Genomic DNA, 14,298 nt, shown 5'->3' on the forward strand with positions numbered 1-14,298 from the left:
TAATTTATCCGGCCCGGTATAAAGATTAAGAAATACTGATAATGAACAGGCTCCCTTTATTGATTTCGCTCTTCACTTTCATCTTCCAGCCGTGAGCCATGACGCACTGCCGCGCGTAATACAAGCCCAGGCCAAGCCCCGGGATATGTGACGTGTCTTTCTTATTTGCACGGTAGAATTTCTCAAATACGTCCTTTATCATTTCTTTTTCCATTCCTACACCATTGTCGCTGATTTCCAACTGTATTTCGTGCTTCAAAGCGCTTAACCGGATATCAATCGTTTTGTATTCCTTGTCGTTATACTTTATAGCGTTATCAAACAGGTTAAAAAGCATTGTAGTAAACCAGAAACGGTTGAGCGCAATATGCAGGTCGTCGGGGCTTTTTTCCAAAGTGATCCGGATGCCATCATCCGCAAGCTTCATTTTGTAGTCGTCAACGATTTCTTCGAGCAGGCTGTTCAGGTCTTCGCGCTCTTTTTCGAGGTTCACATTCTGAAGCCGGGCAATATCGAGTACCTGGCCGAACAGCATTTCCAGGCGTTTCGATTGCCGCAGCACCACATCTGTCAGCATCTTCACCTTCTCCCTGTCGGCCAGAACCTTGTCGTTCTGCAGGTTCTTATTTGCCATCACGATGGTAGAGATGGGCGTGTGAAACTCGTGCGTGATGCTGTCTACAAAGTCGGTCTTCATCTCGGCCAGGCGGTTAACTTTTATCCAGCTCCTGAAAGTAATATAGAAGATCACGAGCACCGATAACAATGCAAACAGGGCCAGCACTAAAGCCGGGAGGGTGGCCTTAAAAATATGGTACTGGCGGTTGTTTTTATCGGCATAAAAGGAAAACCGCAGTTCGAATGCGTATTTGTTTACGGAGGTGACCGTTATTTCGGTGATCAGGTTTTGCTGGAGCGGCGTTTTGAGCTCTCCTCCAACGATATAGCCATATGGGGTTTGCCGCTGCTGGTCCAGGAAATCATACCGCTGGTTCTCATTAAACTGGAAGAGTACCGAATCGTTATCCGCGATCCGGATATGATTGATCGTTACCAGGTATTGCAGCTCTTTGCTCAGCTGGTACTTGTCTCGTATGCTGTTAAAGATCGAATCCATGGGATTGCGCTGCACAAATTCGCTGAATAGTCTTTTCAGGGTAGTATCCGCGTAAGCGTTGTGCGTAACGCCCTGCTTCCTGTAATAATATTTCAGGCTGTCCTCCTGTTTGAACAGTACTTTGTTAAGGATGTCATAGCCACCCGGGTATATGTTGTCCTTTTTTATCAGCGACTTATACGTGGTGCTGAGCAGGTTCTTTTCGGCAAGCTGGTACTGCCTGTCATTCAGCTCAAATGTATTGTAGGTGAGGTAAAACAGTACGCTGATCAGCAGGATGAAAGTAAAGAAAGCAACGGACTGAATGTATCTCATCAAAACTTGAATTACTGACCTAAAATAGGACCATTTTTTCTAATAAGAGCTATTGTTAACATATAATTAAGAACTCATTAACAAATTTCGCCCTACGTTAACAAACATTATCCAACCGTTAACAAAAAGCTTTTCGTCTGCCCTCTAAGTTTGTGTTGATCAGTAAAACCAAACATTAGATTATGCATTTAAAAACCTTTACTCAATGCTTTTACCTGCTCGTGATTACGATGCTTTGCCTGGGCGAAGTATCCGCACAAACGCAGGAGTCGGAAATTACGGTTAAGGGAACAGTGAGAGATGAGCTGAACGCACCCTTAATTGGTGTGAGCGTGCTCAACCTCAACACCCGCAAGGCCGTGTCTACGGATATCGACGGCCGTTTCTCGATCCTGGCCAGCCGGGGCGACTCGCTTTTGGCCCGCTACATCGGTTACAAAGACTACCGCACCCAGATCAGCACGGTGATCGAACTGAACATTGTGCTGCAGGCAAGCAATAACAGCCTGAACGAAGTGGTTGTTGTTGGTTACGGGCAGCAGAAGAAGATCAGCCTGGTGGGCGCCCAGTCATCCGTGAATGTGGAGGCGCTGCAGGTGCCTGTGGCAAACCTAAGTACTGCGCTGGCAGGAAGGATTGCCGGACTGGTGGGCGTGCAGCGAACGGGCTTGCCTGGAAGCAATACAGCCGACGTTTGGATCCGTGGGATCTCCACCTTTAACTCGCTGAACAGCGCTTCGCCGCTGGTGATCGTCGATGGTGTGCAGGGAAGAAATATCAATGCGTTCGACCCCGAGGATATCGCTTCCTTTACCGTACTTAAGGATGCTTCAGCAACAGCGGTATATGGTGCCCAGGGTGCCAACGGCGTGATCCTGATCACTACGAAAAAGGGGCGCGTGGGAAAACCTTCCCTCATGTTTAACTATAACCAGGGGATTACGGCCTTCACCCGCACGCCCGAGCTGGCCAACGGCGAGCAGTACATGCGCCTGCGCAACGAGGCCCGCGTGGCCAGTGGCTCGCAGCCGGATTACTCGCAGGAATATATCGATAATACGCTTTCGGCTTCCGATCCGGTGCTTTATCCGAATGTCGACTGGATGAATACCCTGTTCAGCGAAAGCGCTGCTAACCGTCGCATAAATTTCGCCGCCAGCGGTGGCTCCGAAACCACGCAGTACTATTCATCACTCGCGTACTACGATGAGACAAGCTTGCTGAAAACGGATAAGCTTCAGAGCTATAATGCCGATACCAGGTTCAGGCGGTATAATTTTACGTCTAATGTAGATATGAACTGGACAAAGACCACCCGGTTCTCCCTTGGAGTACAGGGCTACATCACCAACACCAATTATCCGGGTACGAATCCCCAGGAGGCTTTCGGGCGGGTGATGCAGACAAACCCGGTGCTGTACCCTGTCATGCTTCCGGGTAACCTTGTACCGGGCATTAACACCTCCCGCGACTATCAGCCAAATCCCTATGCGCTGGTCACTCAAACAGGATACCAGAACATCTTTCAAAGTCAGCTCTATTCGAACGCTGCCATCAACCAGGACCTGAGCTATCTGGTAAAGGGACTTTCGGCAAGGGCTATGTTCTCTTTTGATACCTGGAACTCGCATACCATCAACCGGACCAGGCTGAGAACGCTTTACGCGATTGACCGCTCAGACCCCTATGATGACGAGGGAAACCTGAACCTGGCGATTCTTGCAAATGGTTCGGATGCGCTTGGCTATAACCGCAACAACAGCGGCGACCGTAAATTTTATGCCGAAGCTGCGGTGAATTATGAAAGGATGTTCGGCGATCATAGCGTGTCGGCAATGATCCTCTATAACCAGAACAGCAACACGGCGGCGTTTGCCGATAATCTAACGTCGTCTCTTCCTACACGTACGCAGGGACTGGCCGGAAGGGCTACTTACTCCTGGAAGGATAAGTATTTCGGTGAGTTTAACTTTGGATACAACGGCTCGGAGAATTTTGCCCCCGGGCAGCGCTATGGCTTTTTCCCTTCTTTTGGTGCGGGATGGGTGTTATCGAACGAAGAGTTTTTCAGTCCCCTCAAAGAGGTACTGCCTTTCTTTAAGCTGCGTTACTCAAACGGATGGGTTGGATCGGGCAGCGGAGGCCGGAGGTTCGGCTACCTGACGATCGTGTCGACCGGCGCCAGCGGATATACTTTTGGCAACGGAACGAATAATACCGGGTTTTCCGGACTGGCGATATCTGACTATGGTGCGAACGTGGTATGGGCGAAATCGCATAAGCAGGATCTGGGCCTTGAGTTTAAAACGCTGAAGTCGCTGCTGTCTGTTACTGTTGATTACTTTAAGGAACACCGTTCGGGCGTATTTCTGCAACGCGGCAGCCTGGCGAATTATCTCGGTTTGCAAACCTTTCCCTTCGGGAACCTCGGGGTGATCGATAATGAAGGTTTTGACGGTACGATAGACCTGGCGCCTTTTAAAGTGGGCCAAACGGCTTGGAGCTTCCATGGTACCTTCTCATACAACAAGGATAAGGTGATAGAGAACGACGATCCGGTACAGCCATTCCCTTATATGGAACGCAGGGGAAACAATTACCTCTCGCGCTATGGCTACATTGCCGACGGACTGTTTCAGAGCCAGGCAGAGATCGATGCTCATGCTGATCAGTCGGCTCTGGGAGGTCAGCGTGTGGGCGACATCCGCTACCGCGACCTCAACGGCGACAATATTATCGATGCATACGACCAGGCCAGGATTGGCAACGGCGATGTTCCTAACCTCGTGTATGGCGCGGGCTTTAATGTAACCTTTAAGGGCTTCTATGTGGGTGCATTTTTCCAGGGTATCAATGGCGCCGACCGCCTGCTGGGGGGCGATGGCATCATTCCGTTCAACAACAGCAACGGCGGAGAACGCAGCAACCTCTACTCAATTGCAGAAGACCGCTGGACGGAAGATAATCCGGTATCCGATCCATTTTATCCAAGGCTGGCTTTTGGTAATTCGGCAAACAGGAACAATGCCGTTGCCAGCAGCTGGTGGGTGAAGGATATCGACTTCATACGGCTGAAGACGGTCGACATCGGCTATAATCTTCCGGCCGGTTCGCTGAAGAATCTTTCGGTAAAGTCGGCACGGATCTATTTTCAGGGAGTGAATGTGCTGTACTGGAGCAAATTTAAGCTCTGGGACCCTGAGCTGAATACATCGAACGGCGCTTCCTATCCCAATACACGAACGTTTTCCCTGGGTGCGCAGGTCAATTTTTAAACGAAGAAGTATATGAACAGCAAGTTTGAACGGCCTCAACACAGTTTTAAAAGAGACTTTAACAATCAAAGAATGATCAGCATGAAGAAATATATCATTGCATTCCTGATGGCAGGAGTGATGTTTTTAAACAACTCCTGTAAGGACTTTCTCGACCAGGTGCCCGACGATATCTTAACTACCGACCGGATCTTTGATTCAAAAGATTATGTCAATCAATACCTGGCCAATATATACGCCAACATTCCCAACGAGCTTATGCAGCGTTATACCAATTCTGACCATTCAGGTCCTTGGATCGCTGCATCCGACGAAGCAATGTATAACTGGGATTTCAATTATGCCAATAATCTGAATCAGAGTACATGGTCGGCTACCGACTGGGATGTATCGGCATACTGGTCCGACTGGTATAAGTCGATCCGCAATGCTACTGACTTTATCAGCAAGATCGATAAAGCGAACCCGGCAGAGGTGAATGCGATAGAAAGAGCGCGCTTCAAGGCAGAAGCAAGGGCCTTAAGGGCTTTGTATTATTACTGGCTGGTGAGGATGTATGGCCCTGTTCCGATCATAAATAAAGTTCTCGCGCCCGATGCTCCTCTCAGCGAACTGAATATTCCGAGGAATACCTTCGATGAGTGTATCAGCTTTATAGTGGAGCAGCTTGACTCGGCTTATACCGATCTGCCGCTTGTTCCCGCGAACGAAGAGTACGGGCGGATTACCAAAGGCATCGTTAAGGCGTATAAAACGCAGGCTCTTATGCTGAGCGCAAGTCCGCTCTTTAACGGGAATACGGATATGGCCTCCCTGGTAAATAAGGATGGTACAGCCCTGATCAGTCAAACCTATAATGCCGGAAAGTGGAAGCTGGCCGCAGATGCAGCCAAAGCTTTTATTGACGAGTTTGTTCCGGGCGTTTACGACCTGTATACCGAGAACAACGCCGACCCTTTTGTTGCAGCTTACCTTTCCTGCCGCAATGTGGTGCTGGTGAACTGGAATAAGGAATGGATCTTTGCACGCTCGAATTCGGGAGTGTACAACTGGCACGACGGCACTCCTCTGCACGTGGGTTACACAACTAATGTGCAGGGCTATGGAGCATTGGGTGTTACTCAGAAGATGGTCGACGCTTACTTTATGAGCAATGGCCTGCCGATAGACAAGACCAGCGAATACAGGGCAACGGGCTTCTCTGACTATAAAGCGCCATTCGACGTGAAGGCCCGGAGTACGTATAACCCCTGGACGAACAGGGAACCTCGCTTTTATGTGGGGGTAACGTATAATAACAGCTACTGGCTCTACCAGGGCAACAACAGCAGGGAAGTAATTACAGTAATGGAGTTTTCGGGGAACTCGGGCAGAAGCCAGAGCTCTTCGGACGTGTCGCCAACCGGGTATACCGTGCGTAAAAATATTGCTGTAACCTGGAATGACCGCGGCGCGCTTTTACTTCGCCTGGGGCAGATCTTTCTTGACTATGCCGAGGCGCTCAACGAATACGACCCGGGCAACCCAAATATCCTGGTCTATCTGAACAAGATCAGGACCAGGGCAGGTGTGCCTGCTTATGGCAATGGCGCTGGTCAGATCCCGCTTGCTGCTAACCAGGAGGCCGTACGTACAGCCATCCGCCGCGAACGGCAGGTGGAACTTTCGTTCGAAAGCGTAAGGTATTTCGACTGCCATCGCTGGAAAATTGCTGAGGTTACGGATAATGCGCCGGTAACAGGTTTGAATATGTATGGTAATGGCGATGATTTTTATAAATTTACAACGATTACCGGGCGGACCTTCCGTGAGCGCGATTATCTTTGGCCGGTGCCGAATGATGAGATATTAAAAAACAACCTGCTTGTCCAGAACCCGGGATGGTAGCAGCTTTTATTATAAACTAAATAATCAATATGATCATTACCGAAAAGAAAAAGAGACCTTTATTGCTTAAAAACGTTTGGTTTGCCCTCTTTATACTGATGGGGCAGGTGAGCCTTGCTCAGTCCATTGTACTCTCATCACCCGACAGGAAGATTACAACGCGTATAGAAATTGCCGACAAGATCTTCTATTCAGTATCTCAGGGCAGCGACCTGGTACTCGACAAGTCATCGTTAGGACTTAATCTGAAGTCGGGTTACCTGGGAAAGAGCCCGAAGCTGTTGAAGAAACAGATCGTGTCGCGGAACACGTCCTTTCGCCCCGTTGTGCCTTTGAAGTTCTCGGATATAAAGAATGAATACAACGAACTCCGCATGGACTTTGCCGGCGACTACAGCGTGGTATTCAGGGCTTACAACGATGGCGTTGCATACCGCTTCGTCACCCGGAAAAAGGGCGATGCGGAAGTGATTGGCGAAGATGCTGCTATTCGTCTTCCCGAAGGGTATCTTGCCCATATTCAGCAGCCAGGAAGCTTTCATACGTCTTATGAAGAGTCGTATAAGCACCTTTCATTGAAAGACTGGGGCGAGAAGAAGGGTCTGGCTACCTTGCCGGTATTGCTGGATAGCCGCAAGAAGTATAAGGTTCTTATTTCGGAGTCGGATCTTAATGATTATCCTGCTATGTTTCTTCATAGCGAAGGCGTGAACAGTTTAAATGCGGCCTTTCCGAAAGCTCCGCTGGAGTATGAGGACAACGGCGACCGCAGCATGAAGATTCTGAAGGAGGCTGATTATATTGCAAAAACAAGCGGTAGCCGCAGCTTTCCATGGCGCTATTTCGTAATCAGCAGCAACGACGGACAGCTGATTACCAATACCATGACAGCCAGCCTGGCTTCACCTCTGCAGATGGAAGATACTGGCTGGATCAGGCCGGGAAAAGTAAGCTGGGAGTGGTGGAACGATGCTTCTCCGTATGGTCCGGATGTTAATTTCGTTGCGGGCTACAACCTGGAGACGTATAAGTACTACATTGATTTTGCTGCGAAATACGGTATTGAATACATCATCATGGACGAGGGTTGGGCAAAGAGCACCCGCGATCCTTTTACTCCCAATCCCGACGTGGACCTGAAGGAACTTATCCGTTATGGGAAAAGCAAGAACGTTGGTATTGTGCTGTGGCTTACCTGGCTTACAGTGGAACATCATTTTGATGTGTTTAAGACGTTCAGCGAATGGGGGATAAAGGGCGTGAAGATTGACTTTATGGACCGCAGCGACCAGTGGATGGTGAACTATTATGAAAGGGTGGCAAAGGAAGCGGCTAAGCATAAGCTGTTTGTTGATTTCCACGGTTCATTTAAACCGGCCGGACTGGAATATAAATACCCGAACGTATTGTCGTACGAAGGGGTGAGGGGTATGGAACAGATGGGCGGCGCTACTCCTGATAACAGTGTTTATTTTCCTTTTATGCGTAATGCGGTAGGCCCGATGGATTATACTCCCGGAGCTATGATCAGTATGCAGCCTGATGTATATAGGGCCGAGCGTCCGAATGCTGCCAGTATCGGCACCAGGGCGTACCAGATGGCACTCTTTGTGATTTTCGAAAGCGGACTGCAAATGCTGGCTGACAACCCAACCCTGTATTACAGGAATGCCGACTGCACCGAATTTATTGCAGGAGTGCCGGTTACCTGGGACGAAACGCGTGTGCTGGCTGCCGAAGCAGGCGAATATGCTATTGTTGCCAAGAGGAAAGGTAAAGAGTGGTATATCGGCGGAATGACGAACAACAAGGAGAGCGTACGCGAGTTCGATCTGAAGCTTGACTTCCTTGAGAACGGAAAGAACCTGAAGATGGTGTCGTTCGAAGACGGTATTAATGCCGGCCGTCAGGCAATGGATTATCGCAGAAAGGAATCGACCGTAAAATCATCCGACACCATCCATATTAAAATGGTAAGGAACGGTGGCTGGGCTGCAAAAATTTATGGAGAATAGGGCTATTGCCCTATTTTCTTAATGAAAATAAAGTCTATACTTTTTCCGTCGCCCGAAATGGTGGCTGTCATTCCCTGATCGGTTCGCTTATAGGCTATCTTTTTGGGGAAGTCGTGTTCCTTGTTTTCACAAACAAAGCTGTCGTCGCTTATTTCGGTTATTTTGAAGTGGGTGGGTTCCTGGTTATCAAGCCCGTCGACCACATAGAAAATATGTTTGTCTTTTATTAGCAGCTCCAGCTTTTCTACAAAAATGGTGTCGGTACCTTTGATGGTTTCACCCTGTCCCTTCATGCTGTTGGGCGCTTCTAAGGCCCACATTTCACTTCCCGATTGACCGGGCTTTACGTTGGTGCGCGTCCACTTACCGGCAAGCCATTCGAGTTTCTTAAAGTCCTGTTCGGCAGTCTGCTGACAAAATGCAGTAGTATTTAGCAGCAAAAGGGCTGCAACGAAAAATGATAGCCTGGCTACAAATGCAGTCTGGCGGAGGCGGGTTGTTTTGCTGTGATTCATATCGTTGATGTTTCTGGATATTTTACTTGTTCTGCGCCGAAATCCTCCTGATTTCTTTCAGTAACAGCGGAAAGGCTGGCTCGGCCATTCCTCCGTGGTCGAATCCGTCGAGCTCATACAGCCTGGTATCTTTATGCCCTGCCAACTTCATCATCCGGCACAGGTATGCGTTCTCTTCATACCGCCCTAACAACTCCATTTCGCGGTCGCCTGTTATAAGCAAAACGGGAGGGGCGTCCGCCCTCACGTGAAACAGAGGTGCGTACTTGTCGATGATCGGTTGTGTGTCTTTTATTCCCTTTTCTTTGCGGATAGTAAAGTGGGTAATCGCCTGTCCGCTGAAGGGGATTAGCCCGGCAATCCGGTTGGCATCAATGTTATATTTTGCGAGATATTGCTTGTCGAGGGTCACCATCATCGTGAGGTAACCTCCGGCAGAATGCCCTGAAAGGAAAATACGGCCCGGATCACCTCCGTACTCTGCAATATGCTTGAATGTCCATGCAACAGCCGATGCTGCATCTTCGATATAGGCAGGGGCAGATACCTTGGGTGATAAACGGTAACCTACTCCTATGACGGCATATCCTTTGTTTTTCAGCGCCTCAGGGATCTCCTTATTGCCGCCCTCGATACCGCCTCCGTGGAACCAAACGATGGTAGCGAAGCTTTTCTTGTCTTTTGGATAGTAGACGTCTAAAAGACATCGCTCGTTGATATAAGCGTCTTTACTTTCCTGATCAGAATAGTAATGGATGTTCTCTTTTGTGACATAGGTTTCCTTCTGCGCAAAGGCATTAAAGGATGTAACGACCAGGAACAGTATAATCAGCTTTAATTTAATTTTCATCTTGATGGAGGTGTTTTGCAGTAAAAGTATAAAGAACTGATAATGTTTCATACATGTTTATGCGATATTTGCAGCAGATAAATTGAATGAATACGGATATCCCTGCGAAAGCTTATTTTGAAAAGCTGCTTGCCTTACTAAAAACAGAGAGAGAGGAGGACCTTCGTTCGTACCGTCAGTTAACTGCGTCGAGCGCTGTTTCGGAAAGGCGTGCGAACGGGCTGACCTGGTTTCCTGTTGCTATCCGGGATACGGAGATCGGCCGGGGCGACTACCTCACTATTGGGATAGAACGCACAACGCATCATGATATAATCCATCAGTTTAGGTTCGGCGCTTCTGTGGCCTTGTTTTCTAATCATAATCCTTCGGCCGACCGGCTTGAGGGAATCATTTCTCACATCAGCGGTAACCTGATGCGGATCAGTCTTCGCGTAGATGAGTTGCCCGAATGGGCCGGTAAGGGAAAACTGGGTGTCGACCTGCTCTTTGACGACCGCAGCTATGACGATATGGACGCTGCCCTGGTAAAGGCTTCGTCGCTGGCCGAAGACGGGAAAAAAGGACGCCTGATCAGGGTCCTTACGGGCAGCGCAGCGCCTGCATTTGAAGCGGGGGCTGCAGAGCTTCATCTTCCTGATCTGAATGCATCGCAAAAACGGGCTGTGGGCCAGATTGTCGCAGCACGCGACCTCGCCATCGTTCATGGCCCGCCCGGAACAGGGAAAACGACGACTCTCGTACAGGCTATCAAAACGCTTATTAGCAGGGGCGAAAAACAAATACTGGCAGTGGCGCCCAGCAATACTGCGGTAGACCTGATGACGGAAAAACTTGCCGACGAGGGAATTGAAGTGCTTCGTGTGGGGAATCCTTCGCGTGTTTCAGACCGGCTTATGTCGCTTACCACCGACAATAAAATGGATGAGCACCCCAGAATGAAGGAAGTGAAGGCCTTAAAGAAGCAGGCGAACGAGCTCAGGAACATGGCGCAGAAATACAAACGGAACTTTGGCCATGCCGAAAGGGAGCAGCGTAAAGCTCTCTTCAATGAAGCCCGCAGAATCATGAAGGATGCGGGCGACATTGAACAGTTTATAATGGACAGTGTACTGGAAAAAGCCCGGGTGATTACGGCTACGCTGGTGGGCGCGGGGCATTATACCGTGAATGACCGTGAGTACCACACGGTGGTAATTGACGAGGCTGGGCAATCCCTCGAACCTGCATGCTGGATTCCTATACTGAAGGCGCAGAAAGTGATCCTGGCGGGCGACCACTTCCAGCTGCCGCCAACTATTAAGTCGGACGAGGCGGCCAGGAATGGTCTCCGTAATACCCTGCTTCAAAAGTGCGTTGCTGCTCATCCTGAAGCCGTAGTGCTGCTGGGCGAACAATACCGCATGCACGAGGCGATCATGGCGTATCCCTCGAAGGTCTTTTATAAGGACCAGCTTAGGGCTCATGCCTCTGTTGCGGGCAGCCTGTTAATTCCCGAAGATCTCCCCCTGCTGTTTGTGGATACCGCCGGATGCGGCTTTGAAGAGAGGCTGGAGGGTACTTCTGTTTCGAATCCCGAAGAGGCCGACTTCCTCTTCAGGCATCTTTTTGAGTACCTGCAGGCTTTAGACGAGCACCATACTGCCGAAGAATTTCCCGGGGTAGCGGTTATTGCTCCGTATAAGGGACAAATAACGCTGCTGAAGGAGAAACTGCTGGATTTCGAAGGTATGGAAAAGTATGCTCCCCACATTTCTGTTAATACCGTCGACGGGTTCCAGGGGCAGGAAAGGGACGTGGTATACATCAGCATGACCAGGAGCAACTTTGAAAATACCATAGGCTTCCTGTCGGATATCCGAAGGATGAATGTTGCCATGACGCGCGCCAAAAAGAAGCTCGTGGTAATAGGCGACAGCGCCACACTGTCGGCCCTGCCTTTTTATTCTGATTTTATCAGTTATTCCGAGAACATCGACGGCTATAAAAGCGCCTGGGAATAATGCAGGCATGTGTGATACGGTGATGATGTTTGTGATTTTTAACTTTCAAATAAAATGGCAGGCGATATCGTATCTGACTCCTCCCTCAGAAAAATAGTGAAAATGGATTTTGCGTTTGAAGCGCTGCCGCTGCCGGAAATGAAATAGGTAACCAAAGGGTTGCCGTCCGAATTTGCGATAGGCAGATCGTTTTCGTCAAGGAAAGTTAACTCGTATTGATAGGTAATTCTTTTCTGCCCCCTCACGGTAGTGAATGCTCTTGGCATCACCGAGTATCCGGATGTGTATTCGGTGCCCTGGGTTTGAATTGTATCTACAGCCGCCCCGTTTTGACTGAAAACGACTTTGATATTTTTGTTGCCAAAAAACGACTGGGCGAAATTGGCCAGCTTAACTTTTATGTGATCCGGGGCAGGGGGGGCTTCTGAACCTTGTGTGTCCTCTATTAACTGAACCTGTTCTGAGTTGGCATCAGGCTTGAAGAAAACATACGTTGGTATCGAATCCTTGTCTATATTGAGCGTGGTTTCGAGCGCTTTAATTCCTGAGTCCTTGTAGAGGAACTCAAATTTGCCTTCTCCTGGCAATACTGTGAATTCCCAGCTATTACCGCTGCTTGCAAGAGGTTTACCCTGGTAATTTATTGCCAGGTTGAGGCCCGCCTCGGTCTGGAATAATATAAACGGATCCCGGAACCGTACTTTCGAAAAAGTGCCTGGTTCGGGCAATGTAACTTCTTTTTTGCTGCAGGAGGCGATTATCATCAGAAGGACTAAACTTAAAAGGTAATTATATCTTTTCATTTTTAACTTATTAGAAGCAGCGGCCGGTATTGGCCGCTGCTTATTGAGTTTTTACTGTTTTATAAAGCGTTATTTGAATGATTGTTTAAAAGGAAGGAGTGAAGTCTGTCCAGTTAAGTGTCCAGATGTTGGTGGAAGTTGCGGCAGGATCGATCGCTCCGCGATAAGAGGTACCTCCGCCGGCTGTATTTCCTCCGGTAAGTGCCGGCGATCCCGTTAATGGTCTCAGATCAAGTGGATTGTAAGCTGCTTCTGTGTAAAAAGGGTTGGTACCCAGCTTGAGATACGTATTAGCAGGTGTTCCTGAGCCGGTTTGATTATTGGCAAAAATAGCGGGTACTCCGGTACCTGAAGCAGGGTTAAATGCCGTGGTATAGGCATGAACCACATTATACTGGAAAGCAGATCCTGTTGTGGTAATGTTCTCAAAATGAGCGCCGGTTGCATATCCGCCGATAATAGAATTTTGCAGGTTCACTCCGGACAGTCTTCTGAAATGAGCGCCCTTTTCAAGATCGGCCACGCTTCCATTGCTTGAGTATCCCAGAATGGTGAAATTGCTCAGTGTTGGACGCGTTAATAGGCTTGCCGATGTACTTCCGATGTTATTATCCGACTCAATACCATTGGCATCGCTTGCCCACCCTGAAATAGCGTGTGGCGAGTATGGATCTTTCAGGGCAATGGCAAACCGGATGTTTCCGCTGTATCCATTGTCAAAATCGAAATCATCGTCTGTTCCGGCCAGCGCTACGAGGTGATCGGCATTAACGGTTCCTCCGAAGAACTCGAACGAATCGTCGTTGCTGAACGACACCTGCACGTGATTTATGGTTGTGCCGGAGCCAACACCTCCCAGTGTAAGCCCGTTGATCTCATTGTCGGAGGTTAATATGAAACCGGCATATTCAATCCTTGCAAACCTCAGTACACCGGAGTTGTCATTTGAAACGGCGCCTCCGTAAGTTAAATCGGCGACCGTTGATGGTGGAATTCCTTCAATGAAAGTATGTTGGGGCAAATTGGTTGGGGCGTTGCCTAATATAATAACACCGCCAAAATCGCCGGGATTTGGAATTGCTATATCAGGATGCGGACCAAATACGATGGTACTGTCCGGATTATAGCTGGCTAAAGGCGTATTAGATTGGTTGCCATTGGCATAGATCCGTGCGTTTTTGGTTATAACAAGAACTCCTTTTAGTGAGGTGCCTCCGTAGGTCACCGGGTTGCCGGTCACTACATGGGTTCCTGCTTTAATGTATAGCCTGGCATTGCTGCCGGAGAAGCAAACGACCCCATCTAACAGGTAAAGCGTATCAGGGCTTAGTACACGGGTGGAAGTATATACACCGCTGAGATGTACTTCGGGAAGAGCACTGTAATCAATAGGAGCTTTGGTTGATTTGCTGAAATCACCGTTTGACCCTGGTTCTTTTTTGCAGCTTGTTAGCCCAAAGGTGGTGCCTGCTACAAGGAGCAGCACCCATTTCAAGTTGTTTGTTTTCATTTCAGGAA

At 48.8% G+C, this 14,298-nt stretch carries 9 protein-coding genes; 4 read left to right on the forward strand and 5 right to left on the reverse strand.

The genetic code is table 11. The annotated features are described in order from the left end of the window. Positions 1-25: 25 nt before the first annotated feature. The gene (locus BDE36_RS09930) at positions 26-1,432 is read right to left on the reverse strand and encodes a sensor histidine kinase (RefSeq protein WP_141814744.1); all 1,407 of its coding nucleotides are present in this window, start codon (positions 1,430-1,432) and stop codon (positions 26-28) included. A gap of 182 nt (positions 1,433-1,614) precedes the next feature. Here BDE36_RS09930 and BDE36_RS09935 point away from each other — a divergent pair, with 182 nt between their 5' ends. From BDE36_RS09935 to BDE36_RS09945, 3 genes are read left to right on the forward strand one after another with little or no spacing between them, the layout of a single operon-like run. Beyond that, positions 1,615-4,707 (forward strand): SusC/RagA family TonB-linked outer membrane protein, encoded by a 3,093-nt coding sequence (locus tag BDE36_RS09935; protein ID WP_141814745.1) that lies wholly within the window; start codon positions 1,615-1,617, stop codon positions 4,705-4,707. Positions 4,708-4,719: 12 nt separating this feature from the next. Beyond that, positions 4,720-6,594 (forward strand): RagB/SusD family nutrient uptake outer membrane protein, encoded by a 1,875-nt coding sequence (locus BDE36_RS09940; protein WP_235904232.1) that lies wholly within the window; start codon positions 4,720-4,722, stop codon positions 6,592-6,594. Positions 6,595-6,623: 29 nt separating this feature from the next. Beyond that, positions 6,624-8,609, forward strand: a complete 1,986-nt coding sequence (locus tag BDE36_RS09945; RefSeq protein ID WP_202618108.1) for a glycoside hydrolase family 97 protein — start codon at positions 6,624-6,626, stop codon at positions 8,607-8,609. Positions 8,610-8,611: 2 nt separating this feature from the next. Here BDE36_RS09945 and BDE36_RS09950 read toward each other — a convergent pair whose 3' ends face one another. Both BDE36_RS09950 and BDE36_RS09955 read right to left on the reverse strand, forming a co-directional pair. Beyond that, the gene (locus BDE36_RS09950; protein WP_128769147.1) at positions 8,612-9,124 is read right to left on the reverse strand and encodes a DUF6265 family protein; all 513 of its coding nucleotides are present in this window, start codon (positions 9,122-9,124) and stop codon (positions 8,612-8,614) included. 22 nt (positions 9,125-9,146) lie between these two features. Then, complete coding sequence (locus BDE36_RS09955) at positions 9,147-9,974, reverse strand: alpha/beta hydrolase (protein ID WP_141814746.1); 828 nt, start codon at positions 9,972-9,974, stop codon at positions 9,147-9,149. 86 nt (positions 9,975-10,060) lie between these two features. Here BDE36_RS09955 and BDE36_RS09960 point away from each other — a divergent pair, with 86 nt between their 5' ends. Then, on the forward strand, positions 10,061-11,977 hold the full coding sequence (locus BDE36_RS09960) for an AAA domain-containing protein (protein ID WP_141814747.1): 1,917 nt from the start codon (positions 10,061-10,063) through the stop codon (positions 11,975-11,977). A 38-nt stretch (positions 11,978-12,015) separates the two neighbouring features. On the opposite strand, the gene BDE36_RS09965 is transcribed toward BDE36_RS09960, so the two are convergent. Further along, a complete protein-coding gene (locus BDE36_RS09965; protein ID WP_141814748.1) occupies positions 12,016-12,780 on the reverse strand; it encodes a hypothetical protein in 765 nt (254 codons plus the stop codon). A gap of 85 nt (positions 12,781-12,865) precedes the next feature. Continuing rightward, positions 12,866-14,290, reverse strand: coding sequence for a hypothetical protein (locus BDE36_RS09970; RefSeq protein WP_141814749.1), 1,425 nt, complete (start codon positions 14,288-14,290; stop codon positions 12,866-12,868). Positions 14,291-14,298 lie beyond the last annotated feature (8 nt).

Source organism: Arcticibacter tournemirensis (assembly GCF_006716645.1).
GTDB classification, from domain to species: Bacteria; Bacteroidota; Bacteroidia; order Sphingobacteriales; family Sphingobacteriaceae; genus Arcticibacter; species Arcticibacter tournemirensis.